A 17,254-nucleotide genomic window follows, 5' to 3' on the forward strand; every position below is an offset into this window, starting at 1 on the left:
AGAAGGAGTCAAAGATGTCTCTAGGAATAGTCTTCCTCTCCGAAGTCTTTGGCACGGGCATGCTGACCCTGTTGGGTTGCGGCGTCGTTGCCAACGTGGCTTTGCGGGGGACCAAAGGCAACAACGGCGGGTTCCTGATGGTCACATGGGGGTGGGGAATCGCTGTCTTCTGTGGCGTCTTCGTCGCGGCCAAGTCCGGTGCCCACCTGAATCCCGCCGTAACGCTGGGCCTGCTGCTCAACGGCAAGCCCGAATTCGCCCCGGGGGTCGCCGTCGACGTCGCCTCCACCTTGACCTACTTCGGTGGCGAGATGCTGGGCGCGTTCCTCGGCGCGGTGGTCTGCTGGCTTGCCTACAAGCAGCATTTTGATGACGAGCCCGAGCCTGCAGGCAAGCTGGGTACCTTTTCCACCGGCCCTGCCATCCGTTCCACGCCCTGGAACCTGATCACCGAGATCATCGGTACTTTCGTCCTGGTCTTCGTGATCCTGACCCTCGGTGGCACCCCCTCGGGACTTGGTCCGCTCGCCGTGGCGCTGCTCGTGGTGGGCATCGGTGTTTCCCTGGGCGGCCCCACCGGCTACGCCATCAACCCGGCCCGTGACCTGGGACCCCGCATTGCCCACGCAGTCCTTCCCATCAAGGGCAAGGGCTCCAGTGACTGGAGCTATTCCTGGATCCCGGTGGTTGGCCCGCTCGTCGGCGGCGCCCTGGCCGGGATTGTTGCAAGGATCGTTCCGATCATCATCACCGCTGCCGCCTAAGCCTCCACCAACCAGTTTGAACAACAAGACAAGGACGTCATTATGAACCAGTACGTAATCGCCATCGACCAGGGCACCACCAGCACCCGCGCCATCATCTTCGACCACAGCGGGGCCATTGTGTCCTCCGGCCAGATGGAACACGAGCAGATCTTCCCGCAGGCCGGGTGGGTGGAGCACGACGCCTCGGAGATCTGGAACAACACCCGCGAGGTCATCGCTTCAGCACTCTCAAAGGCGAACCTGACGCGGCACGATATCGCCGCCGTCGGCATTACCAACCAGCGCGAAACCGCCGTGGTGTGGGACAAGACCACCGGCAAGCCCGTGTACAACGCCATCATGTGGCAGGACACCCGCACCCAGGACATCGTGGACCAGCTGGCCAAGGACGGCGGAGCGGAGCGCTTCAAACAGAAGGTTGGCCTGCCGCTGGCCACCTATTTCTCCGGCACCAAGATCAAGTGGATCCTGGACAACGTGGACGGTGCCAAGGAAAAGGCAGAGGCCGGGGACCTGGTCTTTGGTAACACCGACGCCTGGGTGCTCTGGAACCTGACCGGCGGCGTCGACGGCGGTGTCCACGTCACCGACGTCACCAACGCCTCCCGCACCCTGTTCATGGACCTTGAGACGCTGCAGTGGGACGACGAGATCCTGGGTATCTTTGGCGTTCCGCGCAGCATGATGCCGGAGATCAAGTCCTCCTCGGAGGTGTACGGCACGGTCCACAGTTCCCAGCTGCTCCGCGAGACACCGGTGGCGGGCATCCTGGGCGACCAGCAGGCCGCAACCTTCGGCCAGGCCGCCTTCGACGCCGGCGAAGCGAAAAACACCTACGGCACGGGCTGCTTCCTGATCTTCAACACGGGCGAGGAAATCGTCCACTCGAAGAACGGGCTCCTGACCACCGTGGGCTACAAACTGGGCGACGCCAAACCGCATTACGCCCTGGAAGGATCCATCGCGGTTACAGGCTCCCTGGTGCAGTGGCTGCGGGACAACCTGGGCATGATCAGCAGCGCTCCGGAAGTGGAAACCCTTGCCGCCTCGGTGAAGGACAACGGCGGCGTGTACATCGTCCCGGCGTTCTCCGGTCTGTTCGCCCCGTACTGGCGCTCGGATGCCCGTGGTGCGATCGTGGGCCTGACACGGTTCGTCAACAAGAACCACATCGCCCGCGCCGCGCTGGAAGCCACCGCGTTCCAGACCCGCGAGGTGCTGGACGCGGTCAACGCGGACTCCGGCGTGCCGTTGAGCGAGTTGAAGGTCGACGGCGGCATGGTCGCCAACGACGCGCTCATGCAGTTCCAGGCGGACATCCTGGGCGTCCCGGTGATCCGTCCCAAGGTCATCGAGACCACGGCGCTCGGTGCTGCCTACGCAGCAGGCCTGGCCGTTGGGTTCTGGAAGGACCTGGGCGAGTGCTCGGCCAACTGGTCTGAAGACAAGCGCTGGGAACCGCAGATGGAGAAGGCGGAGCAGGAACGCCAGATGCGGCTTTGGAAGAAGGCGGTCACCAAGTCCATGGAATGGGTGGACGAGGACGTCAGGTAACGTTCGTCAAACCTTTCGGGGCCGCCCTGCCTTTTCCAGGCAGGGCGGCCCCTGCCATGTGCGGCGGATCTTCCAGGGCGGCAGTGCGCGGGACGTCATGGCACAGGGCGCGGGGGCAAATCCTCGATGGCCGGCCCCTGGACGACTTTGCCGTACACGTCGAACCGGGAACCGTGGCAGGGGCAGTCCCATGTGCGGTCTCCCCGGTTGAAACCGACAGTGCAGCCGAGATGGGTGCAGATCGCGGACACTGCGTGGATCTGTCCCGCTGTATCCCGGTAGCACGCCGTGCTGGTCCCGTCCGTTTCAACCACCGTGCCGTCATCCAGGCCCAGGTCCGGTGTGCCCCGTGCGGTACCTTCCCGGGAAACGGTGTCCCCGGTCGCCGGTGCTCCTGCCGCTTCCGGCACCGCTGCCGGCATTGTGGCCGGCGACGACGCGCGGTTGCTGTCAAACAGTGCCGCCCACTCATTGGGCGTGCCGTTGAGGAGGTCCACCAGCATCAGGGCTGCGGCCGTACCGTTTGTCAGGCCCCACTTGCGCAGGCCGGTGATGACGAAGGCGTGCCGGCTGTCCGGGTTCAGCGGCCCGGCGTAGGGCAGTCCGTCGCGCGGCAAGCCGTCCTGGGTGGACCAGCGGTAGGCCACGCTGCCGGCCCCGAACTGGCCGCGGGCATAACGCGCCAGGCCCGCATAGCGCAGTGCCGGATCCACCTGCTCGGCGGCGGGGTGGCCCTGGCCGCCCACCAGCAGGAACGTCACCCCGTTCAGCCGAACCGTCAGCAGCGAATGCATCGGCTCATCGGCGCTGATGAAGGTCGCGTCCAGGGGAGGGGCATCAACCGGCGCGGCGACAATATACGAGCGGTGCGGCAGGCACAGTGCTTGAAACCGTCCGTGGTCGCCGAAGGGAATGTTCGTGGCCACGATCGCGTCCCCGGCCAGCACTGTCCCGTTGGCGGCGACCACGGTGACGGGGGTGCCCTCGCGCAACTCCAGGGCGCGCGTCCGCTCGAAGACGAAGCTGCCGCCTCCGTCCACTTTCCCAGCTACGCCCTGGAGGTACTGGACGGCATGAATCTGCGCCTGGCCGTCAAACCGGACGGCGCCGGCCACGGGAAAGGGCAGCGGTACATCCGCCGTGAAGGTCGAGGGCAGGCCGAGGCCGGCCGCGAGCGCGGCTTCTGCCCGCACCTGCGGCAGCATGTCAGGCCCTGCGGTAAACGTGTAATTGGCAACCCGGCGGAAACCACAGGAGATGCCCTCCGCCGCCACCACGCCGCCGATGTATTCCAGGGCGGCCTGGTTCGCCAGCCCATAGGTTCGGGCGGCGGACGCGCCGTGATTGCGTTGGAGCTCCGTGTACGCGAGGCGATGCAGGGAAGTTACCTTGCCCGTGGTGTGCCCGGTGACGCCGGTGCCGATCCGGCCGGCTTCAAGGACCGCCACCGAGCGGCCCGAACGCTTCAGGGCCAGCGCTGCCGTCAACCCGGCCACGCCCCCGCCGATGATTGCCACGTCCACTTCCACGGTGCCGTGCAATTCCGGGAAGTCGGTGGTGCCGGCGGTGGCCAGCCACAGGGAGAGGGGCTGCCCTTCAGGAGGGCCGGCGGTGGTTGCCTCTGACATCGTGTGCCGCCTCCCAACGTTGTGGGATGATCATGCGCGCTTGCCCCGGGCAATGCAACGGGCCGTAAGGCCCGGCTGAGGCAGGCAACGTGCCGGTGCGCTAAAGTAGATCCATGCGTGCGATCCTTCTGCTTAGTTAGCCGCCGGCTCCGATTATCGGACAGCTGAGCGGCAGCCCCTCCATGGAGAGGGGCTTTTGTGTGTCCGGGGCATGGCGCCGGGCCGGCAGCAGGAGGATCAGGCCGTTATGGCAGCACAGATGCCGTAACAGAACAGAAGAGGGCAGCAGTGGGCGTTCAGCCGGAGACAGAGACCGGAACAGCAACAACAGTATCGGCGGAGCCTGAAGAGGGCACCTACAGTTTCACCGCCATGGAGGCCAAATGGCCCCAGGTGTGGGAAGACCTCAAGGTTTTCACCCCGGTGGACGACGGGTCGCGGGAGCGCCGCTACGTGCTTGACATGTTCCCGTACCCGTCCGGCGACCTGCACATGGGCCACGCCGAGGCGTTCGCCATGGGCGACGTGGTGGCGCGCTACCTGCGGCAAAAGGGCTACGACGTCCTGCACCCCATCGGGTGGGACTCCTTCGGCCTGCCCGCGGAGAACGCCGCCATCAAGCGCAACGCCCACCCCAGCGAGTGGACGTACGCCAACATCGACACCCAGGCAGCCTCCTTCAAGAGGTACGCCATCTCCGCCGACTGGTCGCGCCGGCTGCACACCTCCGATCCCGGGTACTACCGCTGGACGCAGTGGCTGTTCAAGCGCTTCTACGAGCGCGGCCTTGCCTACCGCAAGAATTCCCCGGTCAACTGGTGCCCCAAGGACCAGACCGTCCTGGCCAACGAGCAGGTTGTCAACGGCGCCTGCGAGCGCTGCGGCACCACCGTGACCAAGAAGTCCCTGAACCAGTGGTACTTCAAGATCACCGACTACGCGGACCGCCTGCTGGATGACATGGACGAGCTCCGCGGCCACTGGCCCGAACGCGTCCTGGCCATGCAGAAGAACTGGATCGGCCGGTCCGAGGGTGCGCACGTGAACTTCGTGATCGAAGCCGACGGCGGCAGGCCCGCCAAGGACGTCACGGTCTTTACCACCCGCCCGGACACCCTGTACGGGGCAACCTTCTTCGTGGTGGCCGCCGACGCGCCGCTCGCCGTCGAACTTGTCACGGACGAGCACGCTGCTGCCCTGGACGACTACCGCGAACGGGTCAAGGTGCTCTCCGAGATCGAACGCCAGTCCACAGAGCGCGAGAAGACCGGCGTCTTCACCGGCCGCTACGCCATCAACCCGCTGAACGGGGAGAAGCTGCCCGTATGGGCCGCCGACTACGTCCTGGCGGATTACGGCACGGGCGCCATCATGGCCGTCCCTGCCCACGACCAGCGCGACCTCGACTTCGCCAAGACCTTCGACCTGCCGGTCCGCGCGGTCCTGGACACCGGCGAGGAGGACCCCGCCGTGTCCGGCACCGCAACGGCGGGGGAAGGCACCCTGATCAACTCGGGCGAGCTGGACGGCCTGCCCAAGGCTGACGCCATCCCGGCCGCCATTGCCATGCTGGAACGGCAGGGTACTGGCGAGAAGTTCGTGAACTTCCGGCTCCGCGACTGGCTGCTGAGCCGCCAGCGCTTCTGGGGTACGCCCATCCCCATCATCCACTGCCCGTCCTGCGGTGAAGTCCCCGTACCGGATGAACAGCTGCCGGTAACCCTGCCCTCGGACCTCCGCGGTGAGGACCTGGCACCCAAGGGCACCTCGCCGCTCGCCGCGGCGGAGGAATGGGTCAACGTGGAATGCCCCACCTGCCACGGCCCCGCCAAGCGGGATACGGACACCATGGACACGTTCGTGGACTCGTCCTGGTACTTCCTGCGTTTCGTCTCGCCGCACTACACCGAAGGCCCCTTCGATCCGCAGAAGATCAATGACTGGATGCCCGTGGGCCAGTATGTGGGCGGCGTGGAGCACGCCATCCTCCACCTGCTGTACGCCCGCTTCTTCACCAAGGTCATCCACGACCTCGGCATGATCGATGCCGACGAACCCTTCAGTGCCCTCCTCAACCAAGGCCAGGTGCTCAACGGCGGAAAGGCAATGAGCAAGTCGCTGGGCAACGGCGTGGACCTCGGCGAACAGCTCGACAAGTACGGCGTGGACGCTGTCCGGCTCACCATGGTGTTCGCCTCCCCGCCCGAGGACGACGTCGACTGGGCGGACGTGTCGCCGTCCGGTTCGGCCAAGTTCCTGGCCCGCGCGTGGCGCCTCGCCCAGGACGTCACCAGCGAACCCGGTGTGGACGCCGCAACCGGAGACCGCGGGCTGCGTTCGGTAACGCACCGCACCATCGCCGACGCCGCCGAACTGCTGGATGCCAACAAGTTCAACGTGGTGGTGGCCAAGCTCATGGAGCTGGTCAACGCCACGCGCAAGGTCATCGACGCGGGTGCGGGCGCAGCCGATCCTGCCGTCCGCGAAGCCGCCGAAGCGGTTGCCGTGATCCTCAGCCTGTTCGCGCCGTACACCGCAGAGGACATGTGGAACCTGCTGGGGCACCCTGCATCGGTGGCCAACGCAGGCTGGCCGGCCCACGACCCCGCCCTCCTGGTCCAGGACACGGTCACCGCCGTCGTCCAGGTGCAGGGCAAGGTCCGCGACCGGCTGGAGGTGTCCCCGGACGTCTCCGAGGGCCAGCTGCGCGAGCTGGCCCTCGCATCGGAGAACGTCCAGCGTGCCATGGACGGCCGGGGCATCCGCACAGTGATCGTCCGTGCGCCTAAGCTGGTCAACATCGTTCCGGCATAGTTGCTGCACCCGCAGTGATGCACCGGCCGCCGGAGACTTTCCGGCGGCCGGTGCTGTTCGAGCCGGACACCGTCGCCAGGAGGCACCTTGCCCGACAGTAACGCCGCAGCCTGGCCGTGGGTCCGTGCACGGCTGTCGGGCCTCCGTCCTGCTGCCCGGCCCGGGACCAGGCGCCCGGGCGGGAGCGCCGTGGTGCGCACCGCCGTCGTCACGGACTCAGCGGCCGCCCTGCCGGCGGATTATGTCAGCGCACTGCCGCGGGACGGCATCCTTACAGTGACTCCGATGCCGGTCATGGTCGGCGCGGAAATCTACGGCGAGGGCGAAGACGACATTCTGGAAACCATTGCCGTGGCCCTGGCCGCCGGGTCACCGGTGAAAACGTCCAGGCCGTCCCCCGGGCAGTTCGAGCAGGCCTTCCGTGCCGCGGAACTGCGGGGGTTTGAGGGAATTGTTTCGGTGCACATCTCAGGCGAACTCTCGGGCACGGCGGACGCTGCACGGCTGGCTGCAGCCAAGGTGGGGATTCCGGTGGACGTGGTTGACACCGGGACCGTCGGCATGGCGCAGGGCATGGCAGTGCAGGCGGCGGTGGCGGTGGCGGCGGTCGGCGGTGACCGGACTGAAGTGGCCGCTGCGGCAGCGGCCCAGGCTGGACGTACCAAGGTCTTTTTCTATGTGCCCAGCCTGGAGCAGCTGCGCCGCGGCGGACGGATCGGGGCTGCGGCGTCGCTCCTGGGGACCATGCTCGCCATCAAGCCAATCCTGGCGGTCGACGGCGGCAGGATAGTCCCGCTGGAAAAGGTGCGTTCGGCGGCGCGGGCGGTGGCGCGGCTTGAGGAAATCGTTGTGGCCGCGGCTGCGCCGCATCCAGGGGACTCCGTGGTCCTGGCCGTCCACCACTTCGGCAATCCTGAGGAAGCGGAGAGCCTGGCGGTGCGGCTGGAGGCGGCCCTTCCAGAGTGCCCTCCAGCCCAGATCAGTTCGCTTCCTGCCGTCCTGGCAGCCCATGCGGGGCTCGGCGTGCTGGCCGTCATTGTTGGCAGGACCGCCGCCGCGCCGGAAAGTTCCCACCTGCCAGGGTAGGGCGCATGTCCGTGGGCGCTCCGCTCAAGCCCTCAAGCCAGGCTTTGGAAACCCCACCTCGTCCGCAAGGTCCTTGGCCTCTGGTGGGAATCTACGGGAATCCGTAGTGTCTTCGCGTCAGTCCCGTTCCGCTTCGGGACAGCAGCCAGGGGACCGGAGGAAAACATGCGTGCTCCCGAAATTCGCGCTTTTTGGACAGTCCTCGCCCTCCCGGCCGTACTGGCTTTCGTCCTGGCTGGATGCTCACAGGGAGGCGGCCCCTCATCGCCAACCCAGCCCCAGGCAACCGGATCCGGGAGCCCTGCCTGTGACCTGATTACGCCCACGATCGCCGCCAAGGTGGACCCCGGGCTGGTCCAAATGGGGCAAAGTGGCAAACCTGCGGGCAGTCCGGCCTATCTGTGCAGCTACATGAGCAAGTACGACAAGGTACTTGCGCTGTCGGTATCGCTGACGTCGCCCGCATCGGCCGCCCAAATCGCCGAAACGAAAAAGGCCGCCGACTGCTCAGCGGTGGATGGCATCGGGGACTTCGCCTGCATGCAGTGGACGGGGTGGTTCCGCGGCGAGCCCGGTGGGGCGTCGGCAAATACGGTGCTCAAGGCCGTCAGGGGCAACGAGTCCCTCGACCTGCGCATCGTGGCCATGCCGCCTCTCGCAGCAGGAACTCCGGTACCGGACGGCAACGCTTCCGCGCACGCACTGGCCCAGGCAGCCGTCGACGGCGGGTGGGGCAACGGCAGTGAACTTCGTGTTCCGCATGCGCCGCCTGTGGGACCGCAGGCTTCCACGAACAGCCCCGTATGCGCCCTGGTCAGCACCGACGCTCTCAAGCAGGCCTTCGGTGCCACCACCCAGGCGCAGGTTCTCCCGGGTGAGGGCAGCTGCCGGTACCGCTTTGGCGCCTTGGGCACACCGGGTCCGGACTCGCTCGTGTTCGCCATCGAACTGCACCAGGGAGGTGCGGCCGCGCTCTCGGGACCGTTGCCGCCGGATGGCCAAAACATCCAGGGCGTTGGCGACAAAGCGATTCTCGTTACCCGTTCGGAACCGGGCGGACCGAAGTCGCTCAGGCCGGAGAGCGATGTTCCGGTCACGATCATGTCCCTCATGGTCGCCCGCGGGCAGAACATGGCAATCTTCACCGCGCAGATCCTGATTTCACCGGACGGGCCCACTGATGAGCAGACCAGGGACCAGCTGATTACCCTCGTCAAGGGGATCGACTTCTGAGCCAGCCCGTGCCCGCCGCGCCGATATACGGCAGGTGATAACAGACAGGAGGAAATCCGGATGCATCGGCAGACCAGGAGTTCTGTGCAAAACCCCACGTGCGCCGGTCAGTTCGGAAAAACCGTCATGCTGGGCGCAGGACTGCTGATCCTCACCGCATGCGGGTCCGGGCAACCAGCTGACACGGCTTCGCCGACCGGCAGCAGTACTAACCCGACAGACTCATCCAGCACGACCCCCTTGGCAGAGCCCACCACGGCGTCGCCCAAGGTCTTCACGGACCAGGAACTCATGGCCATCAGCAGCAAAGTCCTGGAGCCACACGGCGGAAGAGCCGAGGACACGGCCATGGCACGCAAGTCGTACGCGTTGATGACCCAGCCGCCAGTCCCTCCGGGATCATCCATCCTCGGTCCCACCGAGCCGGCTGAATGCAACGTTTTCCACAGATCGTGGCAGCACGAGGCGCAGCTGGACTTCACCATGGGCTTTGCCCTGGGGGAGGTATTCAACCTTGGCGGGCAGGGAGCCGGCATGATTCTCTTCGATGTGCGAAGCGCTCCCCGGGAAACCCTCGCCAAAGCCGACTTTGACTACAGCCAGCAGCTGATGGAGCACTGCGCCACGTTCGACCAAACGGTGTCCGGAGCCACGGGCCCCCAGAAGTTCACCGTTCAACTTCTTCCGGGTCCGGACGTCGGGGAGAAGGCCTACGTGACGAAGCAATCCATCAACGGGAACATCACTGGCGTCGGGCTCCGCGTCCTTGCCGGAACGGTGTCACTCGACATGGGATCCAATACCAGGATGGCGGTAAGCGAGGAAGAGGCTCTTGGGGTGATGTCGCAGATCGCGCAGGAGTTTATCGAAGAGACGGGGAAGCAGTAGCCGCCGCTGCGGGTCCCATCCAGTGCGCCCAACTTTCCACATAGCCCCCTTGGCCTGTGCCGTCGACTGGCTGCGGTTCCTAGGGTGGAGCTATGTCACGCCGGGATGCTGGAGCAGCACGTCAGCAGGCCCGTCATGCGAGGGACCGGCTGCAGGCGACGCTGGGGGAGGCGCCCCCCGGGCTCCTGGGGGACGGACCCGGTGGCGGTTTTGAGTACCGCGGCCCCGGCGAAACAGGTGGGACCAAAACAGGCGGGTCGGAAACCGGCAGCCCGGGGAGCGGGTCCGGCGGTGTGCCGTCGCTCCGGTGGCGGGTGGGACTGCGGGTTGCCCTGCTGCTGGGTGCCCTGGCAGTGGCTGCGGGAGCCTGCTTCTGGTGGCAGGCAGGGGCGGGATCCCCGGAGGTCCTGCCCCTAAGCGGTGCCAGTGCCGGCGGGAAGACTGCGGGAGCCCGCGGAACCGCTGCTGACAGCACTCCGCCCGCGGATACGGAATCCGGCGACGTAGATGGCGGAGAAACAGGCGGCGGGGATCCGGGCAGCGGCCCGGGACAGCCAACTCCCGGCGGGCTTGTGGTGGTGCACGTCGCAGGAGCCGTAGCCACGCCCGGTGTCATCAGGCTCCAACAAGGCAGCCGCGTGGATGACGCCATTGCTGCCGCTGGCGGTCCGGTCCCGGACGCTGACGTGAACCGGCTCAACCTGGCCCTGGTGGTGGAGGACGGGCAGAAGATCTATGTTCCGCAGCGCGGGGAGCCGGTGCCTTCCGCAGCCGATTCCTTCGAGTCCGGTGGAACCGACCCGGGCGGCACAGGAGCCGTAGATGCCGGGTCGAGTGGCAGTGGGTCCAACCGCACGGGCCAGCCAGGAGCGGCAGCCGGCAAGAAGATTAATCTCAATACCGCTGATGCTGCCGAGCTGGACATGCTGCCGAAGGTCGGGCCGGTGCTCGCGCAGCGGATTGTTGACTGGCGCAAGGACCATGGTCCTTTCACGAGCGTTGAAGAACTGGACGCGGTGGATGGCGTCGGGCCGAAGATGCTTGAAGCCCTGCTGCCGTTGGTGACGGTCTAAGGCGTCCCGGTGGCAGCAAAGAAGGGCAGGACAGGCAGGGCTACAGACCAGCGAAGGCAGGGGGACGCCAGCAGGCCGGAGGGAGCCAGGAGTCCCTGGAGCCGGTTCGTCGAATCCGCAGTTCAGGGCACCTACCCAGGCAGGGCGGCCACGGCTTCCCCAGGGACAGAGCATCCTTCGACAGCGCTGGTCCAGGGCGTGGAACACGTTCGCAAGCGGATGGCCGATAGCGGCAAGGGCCAGGAGGCAAGTGACGCCCGCTCTGCAGGATCCCGGCGCCGCACCGACCTCCGGCTTGCCCTGCCCGCGGCACTGGTGTGGGCCGCCTCAGTGGCCGGACTCTGGCTCCCGCCCACGGAACTGGCCGCCCTGTGCTGTGCGCTGGCGGCACTCGGCGCCTTTTCCCTCGCCCGCGCTGCGAAGGCCGGACGGGCAGGAAAGGTTGGTGCCGCCGTCGGCCGCGCATCGGGGCCGGGGAGCCGCAGCGCCCGGGGCCGAAGCTTCCGGGCAGCATTGGGCGTCTCCCTGATGCTGGCCGCCGCGGCGGCGGCCCACTCCGCGGCAGCGTCAAGCCAACGGTTCGACGGGCCCCTGGCCGAGGCCATTGCGGCTGGCAAGTCAGCCGTCGCCGTCGTTGAGGTAGCCGCAAACCCGCGCGTACTGGGAGGCCCTGGAGGGGCGGCGGAACGCTGGTCGGTGCCGGTGTGGACGAGGGAGGTGACCACGGGCGGCGTCCTGGTGCGCACCCGCGCACGGCTCGTCGTGATGGGCGGGCAGGGGTGGGGCGCCGTGGTGCCAGGGCAAACGTTGCGCGCCGCGGGGAAGCTGCGGCCGGCAGACCTTGGCGGGCAGGAGGCGGGATACCTGGCTGCTTCCACGGCTCCCGGCAAGGCGGCGGACGGCTCACTGCTGGAGGGGCCGGCCAAGGATCTTCGGGGCCGTTTCGTTTCCGCCTCGGCTTTCCTGGCGCCCGATGCCCGCGGGCTTCTGCCAGGGATGGTCACCGGTGACACCAGTGCCCTGGACGAGGGACTGAACAACGCGATGAAGGCCGTTGGTATGACGCACCTTACGGCGGTCAGCGGGGCAAACTGCAGCCTGGTACTGGGAGCGCTGTTGCTGCTGTCCCGGCGGTTCCGGCTGCCGCGCGCCCCCGCCGCAGCCGCGGCCCTCGGCGGCCTGGCGCTGTTCGTGGTCCTGGTGGGACCTGATGCCAGCGTCCTGCGGGCGGCGCTGATGGGAGCAATCGGGGTCGCCGCCCTGGCCGGTGGACGCCCTGGCCGTGGGCTGAGCTTCCTGTGCCTGGCCGTCCTGGGGCTGCTGCTGGTGGATCCGGCCCTGGGTACGAGCTTCGGCTTCCTGCTTTCCGTCCTGGCCACACTGGGGATCATCCTCCTGGGACGGAGAATCGTCGGTTGGATACCTGTGGCAGTCCCGCGATGGCTGGCTGCCGCGATAGCGGTTCCGTTGTCCGCCCAGCTGCTGTGCGGGCCGGTCATCGTGCTCCTGCAGCCCCAGTTTGCGACCTATTCGCTGGTGGCTAACGTCGTCGCTTCGCCTTTGGTGGCTCCCGTGACCCTGTTGGGAACAGCAGCCGTGCCCCTGGTGGTGGTGCTGCCGTGGGCTGCCACGGCGTTGATAGCCGTTGCGGGAACCTTCAGCACCGGCGTCGCCGCCACGGCCAGGATCGCAGCCCAGCTGCCGGGCTCGTCGCTTCCCTGGCCGGAAGGGGCGCCCGGGATGCTGTCGATGGTGCTGCTGTCGGTCCTGTCGCTTAGCGTTGTTTGGGCAGCGGCAAGGCCCGTCCGGCTCCTTCACCATGTCCGGAAATCGCACACCCGAACCGTGGCGGCCCTGGAGCTGCTGGAGCTCCGGCTGCAACGCTTGGGCGGCATCCGCAGCTTGGACCGCGGGCGCAGACGTGGCAGGCTGGGATACTGCAAGAAAACCTCCGGAAGGAACTGTCGATGGCCGCTGCGCAAAAGCGAGCACCCCGCTCCCCGGCGTCCAACACAGCCTCCTGGCGGGACGTCACCCCGGCCCGGATCGTCCTGGTGGGCGGTCCGGAAGAATACCTGGGCATCAGGGCAATGGACAGAATCCGGTCCCAGGTCAGGGCGGCCGCGCCGGACGTGGAAGTGAGCCGCATCAACGCGGCCGCCTATGAGGCAGGCACCCTGACCATGCAGGTGAGCCCGTCACTGTTCGGCGAAAGCAAGCTCATCGAGGTCGAAGCCGTCGAAGGCATGAATGACGCCTTCCTTGCCGATGCCCTCGGTTACCTGCAGCACCCGGAGGAGGACGCCGTCGTCGTGCTTCGCCACGCAGGCGGAGCCCGCGGCAAAAAGCTGCTCGATGCCATCAGGAAAGATGGCTGGCCCGTCGTCGAGTGCCAGCCCTTGAAGAAGGATGCGGACAAGGTCCAATTCGTTTCCGCGGAGTTCAAGGCAGCCGGACGACGCATCAACCAGGACGCCGTGCAGGCCCTGGTGAACGCCGTGGGAGCGGATCTGTCAGAACTTGCTGCCGCCTGCGCCCAGTTGATCGCCGATGCGGGAAGCACCGTCACCACTGACACCGTGGACAAGTATTACGGCGGCCGGGTCGAAGCGACCGCCTTCAAGGTGGCCGACGCTGCCATGGCTGGAAACGCACCCGTTGCCCTGTCGACGCTGCGCCACGCCCTTGCCACCGGCGCTGACCCCGTACCGCTGGTCGCTGCACTCGCATCCAAGCTGCGGACGGTGGCACGGGTGGCAGGTGCCTCCGGATCGTCCGCGCAGATCGCGGCGGAATTGGGCATGCAGCCCTGGCTGGTGGAACAGGCGCAGCGCGACGTCCGGCGCTGGACCCCGGAAGGCCTGGTGCGGTCCATCCAAGCCACGGCAGAAGCTGACGCGCAGGTCAAGGGCTTGTCCCGGGACCCCGTCTACGCGGTGGAGCATGCCGTCACCGTGATTGCCATGTCCGTCCAGGGCAGGTAGCCCACAGCGCGTCCACGGGACCTGTAAGCTCCCCGCACTCCATTCCGGCATGTGCCGGGGATGTTCGACGGCGTGCTGCCGCGGCTCCTGGAGCGGCGGTCCTAAAGGCGCCCGGACCTGAAGGCGCCCCGGCCTAAAAGCGTGTGGCCGGCACCCGAGGGTACCGGCCACACCATCAGTTCGTGGGAACTGGAAACCTTAGAGTGCGTTGACCTTCTTGGAGATCGCCGACTTACGGTTCGCTGCGTTGTTCTTGTGCAGAACACCCTTGCTGACAGCCTTGTCCAGCTTACGGCTGGCAGAAACGAGCGCAGTAGTAGCAGCTTCCTTGTCAGCGGACTCAACAGCGGTGTTGACGGCGCGGATGGCCGTCTTCAGCTCGGACTTGACTGCGTTGTTGCGCAGGCGGGCCTTCTCGTTGGTCAGGATGCGCTTCTTCTGGGACTTGATATTCGCCACGTGTGAACTCTCTTTGTAATGCGGAAATGGTCTAGAGGGCTTTCAGGCTGGCCTTGACTGAGCGGCGTGGGGATACCTATGGCGGCCAGCCATCAGTGACCGTCGACCTGCACGGACACACAGCAATAAAGATTAGCAGGTCAGCGGCCGCCCTGGCCATTTCAGGTGGTCAGGTCCAGCCGTGTCGCCGCCGCAGTCCGGCTGCCACCTTTTCAAACCGCACCCTGTCCAGGACCGCGCCTTCGCGCCGGATCGCGTCCGGGCGGATCTGGAGGATACGGTCCAGCCGCACCTCACTGTCCCTGCCCTGTTTGTCCCACCCCCCGGAGCCAGGGTCCACGTAGTCCGGGGACGACGTCCCGGCAGGAACCCGGTCCCTGCTCGTCAGCATCAGTCCCAGGAGGAACGGGCCGTTATGCCCCACCAACAGCACCGGGCGGTCTTTTCCCTTGCCGTGATCCTCCTCATAGGGCACCCAGGCCCACACCACTTCGCCCGGATCCGGGTCGCCATCGGGCTGAGGGGCGTAGCGGACAGAGCCGCGGCCGCGGTAATCCCCGGGATAGGCGGCGGATTCGGCGGGAGTACCTTCGCCGGGGGCGGGCCGCTTTCCGCCGCGGTGCTGGCCGGGGACCGGCTGTTGGGCCTTGGGCTGTGTCTGCAGCATGCGCAGGCCACGGCGGACAGCGTTTGCCAGGGAGCGGAGATCAATGGCCATCCCGACAGCTTATCGGCGGGGCTGCGCCGTTGAAACAGCGCGCAGAAGCCGGTCGGGATGCGGTGGCGGGGTCGCGGACGTGGGACACTGGACGTTAAAGACGTGCGGCTGGACCGCAGGCGCCCTTCGCGTGCCTGGCGGATGGCTGCAGAAAAGCCAACAGTAAGGACCCTGCGTGTCTCCCATGGCCCGCACCGCACCGGTGCCCGCCGCGACAGATCCGGCAATTATTCGGAACTTTTGCATCATCGCGCACATTGACCACGGCAAGTCCACCCTGGCTGACCGGATGCTGCAGTCCACCGGCGTGGTCCAGGCGCGCGACATGAAGGCCCAGTACCTGGACCGGATGGACATTGAGCGCGAACGCGGCATCACCATCAAGTCGCAGGCGGTCCGCATGCCGTGGGAGGTGGACGGTGTCAGTTACGCGCTGAACATGATCGACACCCCGGGCCACGTGGACTTCACCTATGAGGTGTCCAGGTCGCTGGCTGCCTGCGAGGGCGCAATCCTGCTGGTGGACGCAGCCCAGGGCATCGAGGCCCAAACGCTTGCCAACCTCTACCTGGCGATGGAAAACAACCTCACGATCATTCCGGTCCTGAACAAGATCGACCTGCCGGCGGCCCAGCCCGAGAAATATGCCGCCGAGCTGGCCAACCTGATCGGCGGCGATCCTGAGGATGTCCTGCGAGTGTCCGGCAAGACCGGCGTCGGCGTGGAAGCCCTCCTGGACAAGATCGTCCGCGACCTGCCTGCGCCGAAGGGCGACCCGGATGCGCCGGCCCGCGCCATGATCTTCGACTCGGTTTACGACACCTACCGCGGCGTGGTGACTTACGTCCGCGTGATGGACGGGATGCTGCACCCGCGTGAACGCATCCAGATGATGTCCACCAGGGCCTCCCACGAGCTCCTGGAAATCGGGGTCAGCTCCCCGGAGCCCACGCCCTCCAAGGGCCTGGGCGTCGGCGAAGTGGGCTACCTGATCACCGGCGTGAAGGATGTCCGGCAGTCCAAGGTGGGCGACACTGTCACCAACCTTGCCAAACCGGCCGCCCAGTCGCTCCCCGGCTACGCCGACGCCAAGCCCATGGTGTTCTCCGGCCTTTACCCGCTGGACGGCGCCGACTACCCTGTACTCCGGGACGCCCTCGAGAAGCTCATGCTCAATGACGCCGCGCTGGTGTACGAACCGGAGACCTCGGCTGCGCTGGGCTTCGGGTTCCGGGTGGGCTTCCTGGGTCTCCTGCACCTTGAGATCACCCGCGAACGCCTGGAGCGCGAATACAACCTGGACCTCATCTCCACCGCACCCAACGTGGAATACGAGGTGACCCTGGAGGACAAGAGGGTGGTCCGCGTGACCAACCCCAGCGAGTACCCCACCGGCAAAATCGCCGAGGTGCGCGAACCCATGGTCTCCGCCACCATCCTGGCCCCCAACGAGTTCGTGGGCGCCATCATGGAACTGTGCCAGTCACGCCGCGGCGTTATGAACGGGATGGACTACCTTTCCGAGGACCGGGTGGAAATCCGCTACCGCCTGCCGCTCGCGGAAATCGTCTTCGACTTCTTCGACATCCTGAAGTCAAAAACGCGCGGCTACGGCTCTCTTGACTGGAAAGCCGACGGCGAGCAGGTTGCCGACCTTGTGAAGGTCGACATCATGCTCCAGGGCGAACAGGTGGACGCCTTCAGCGCCATCACGCACCGGGACAAGGCGTACGCCTACGGTGTGATGATGACCGGCAAGCTCCGCGAACTCATCCCGCGGCAGCAGTTCGAGGTGCCCATCCAGGCGGCCATCGGTTCCAGGATCATCGCCCGCGAAAGCATCCGGGCCATCCGCAAGGACGTGCTGGCCAAGTGCTACGGCGGTGATATCTCGCGTAAGCGCAAGCTGCTGGAGAAGCAAAAAGAAGGCAAGAAGCGCATGAAGATGGTGGGAACCGTGGAGGTTCCGCAGGAGGCGTTCATCGCTGCCCTCACCACCGACGAATCAAAGGACAAGGCCAAGAAGAAGTGACCACCGCGCAGCAGGGGA

13 protein-coding genes are annotated in these 17,254 nt (G+C 66.6%); 10 read left to right on the plus strand and 3 right to left on the minus strand.

Going from position 1 to position 17,254, the window contains the following annotated elements:
- Positions 1 to 14: 14 nt before the first annotated feature.
- Together ACR65J_RS08510 and glpK are read left to right on the plus strand one after the other, a co-directional pair.
- On the plus strand, positions 15 to 764 hold the full coding sequence (locus ACR65J_RS08510) for an MIP/aquaporin family protein (protein WP_440167782.1): 750 nt from the start codon (positions 15 to 17) through the stop codon (positions 762 to 764).
- Positions 765 to 806: 42 nt separating this feature from the next.
- Positions 807 to 2,321: a glycerol kinase GlpK gene (glpK, locus tag ACR65J_RS08515; protein WP_440167783.1), complete on the plus strand. Its 1,515-nt coding sequence runs from the start codon at positions 807 to 809 to the stop codon at positions 2,319 to 2,321.
- Between the two features lie 95 nt (positions 2,322 to 2,416).
- Here glpK and ACR65J_RS08520 read toward each other — a convergent pair whose 3' ends face one another.
- On the minus strand, positions 2,417 to 3,949 hold the full coding sequence (locus ACR65J_RS08520) for an FAD-dependent oxidoreductase (protein ID WP_440167784.1): 1,533 nt from the start codon (positions 3,947 to 3,949) through the stop codon (positions 2,417 to 2,419).
- Positions 3,950 to 4,237: 288 nt separating this feature from the next.
- Between ACR65J_RS08520 and leuS the strand changes: the two genes are divergently transcribed.
- The 7 genes from leuS to holA all read left to right on the plus strand — a co-directional run bounded on the left by leuS (position 4,238) and on the right by holA (position 14,027).
- Positions 4,238 to 6,763 (plus strand): leucine--tRNA ligase, encoded by a 2,526-nt coding sequence (gene leuS / locus ACR65J_RS08525; RefSeq protein WP_440167786.1) that lies wholly within the window; start codon positions 4,238 to 4,240, stop codon positions 6,761 to 6,763.
- Between the two features lie 87 nt (positions 6,764 to 6,850).
- A complete protein-coding gene (locus tag ACR65J_RS08530; RefSeq protein WP_440167788.1) occupies positions 6,851 to 7,849 on the plus strand; it encodes a DegV family protein in 999 nt (332 codons plus the stop codon).
- A 411-nt stretch (positions 7,850 to 8,260) separates the two neighbouring features.
- The gene (locus ACR65J_RS08535) at positions 8,261 to 9,082 is read left to right on the plus strand and encodes a hypothetical protein (protein ID WP_440167790.1); all 822 of its coding nucleotides are present in this window, start codon (positions 8,261 to 8,263) and stop codon (positions 9,080 to 9,082) included.
- 240 nt (positions 9,083 to 9,322) lie between these two features.
- Complete coding sequence (locus tag ACR65J_RS08540) at positions 9,323 to 9,970, plus strand: hypothetical protein (protein ID WP_440167792.1); 648 nt, start codon at positions 9,323 to 9,325, stop codon at positions 9,968 to 9,970.
- Between the two features lie 92 nt (positions 9,971 to 10,062).
- Complete coding sequence (locus tag ACR65J_RS08545) at positions 10,063 to 11,043, plus strand: ComEA family DNA-binding protein (RefSeq protein ID WP_440167794.1); 981 nt, start codon at positions 10,063 to 10,065, stop codon at positions 11,041 to 11,043.
- 198 nt (positions 11,044 to 11,241) lie between these two features.
- Entirely contained in the window at positions 11,242 to 13,185 is a 1,944-nt protein-coding gene (locus tag ACR65J_RS08550; protein WP_440167796.1) for a ComEC/Rec2 family competence protein, read from the plus strand.
- Positions 13,134 to 14,027 carry a DNA polymerase III subunit delta gene (gene holA, locus ACR65J_RS08555; protein WP_440167798.1) on the plus strand — a complete coding sequence of 298 codons (894 nt, stop codon included), beginning with the start codon at positions 13,134 to 13,136 and terminating at the stop codon, positions 14,025 to 14,027. The genes ACR65J_RS08550 and holA overlap by 52 nt, the downstream gene beginning before the upstream one ends.
- Positions 14,028 to 14,225: 198 nt before the next feature.
- Here the strand turns inward: holA and rpsT are convergent, their stop codons facing one another.
- Both rpsT and ACR65J_RS08565 read right to left on the minus strand, forming a co-directional pair.
- On the minus strand, positions 14,226 to 14,486 hold the full coding sequence (gene rpsT, locus ACR65J_RS08560) for a 30S ribosomal protein S20 (protein ID WP_018761400.1): 261 nt from the start codon (positions 14,484 to 14,486) through the stop codon (positions 14,226 to 14,228).
- Between the two features lie 169 nt (positions 14,487 to 14,655).
- Positions 14,656 to 15,204 carry a type II toxin-antitoxin system PemK/MazF family toxin gene (locus tag ACR65J_RS08565; RefSeq protein ID WP_440167800.1) on the minus strand — a complete coding sequence of 183 codons (549 nt, stop codon included), beginning with the start codon at positions 15,202 to 15,204 and terminating at the stop codon, positions 14,656 to 14,658.
- Between the two features lie 175 nt (positions 15,205 to 15,379).
- On the opposite strand from ACR65J_RS08565, the gene lepA reads away from it, so the two are divergent.
- Positions 15,380 to 17,236 (plus strand): translation elongation factor 4, encoded by a 1,857-nt coding sequence (gene lepA, locus ACR65J_RS08570; protein WP_440167802.1) that lies wholly within the window; start codon positions 15,380 to 15,382, stop codon positions 17,234 to 17,236.
- Positions 17,237 to 17,254: the final 18 nt, after the last annotated feature.

The sequence above is a fragment of the Arthrobacter sp. SAFR-044 genome (assembly GCF_059414985.1).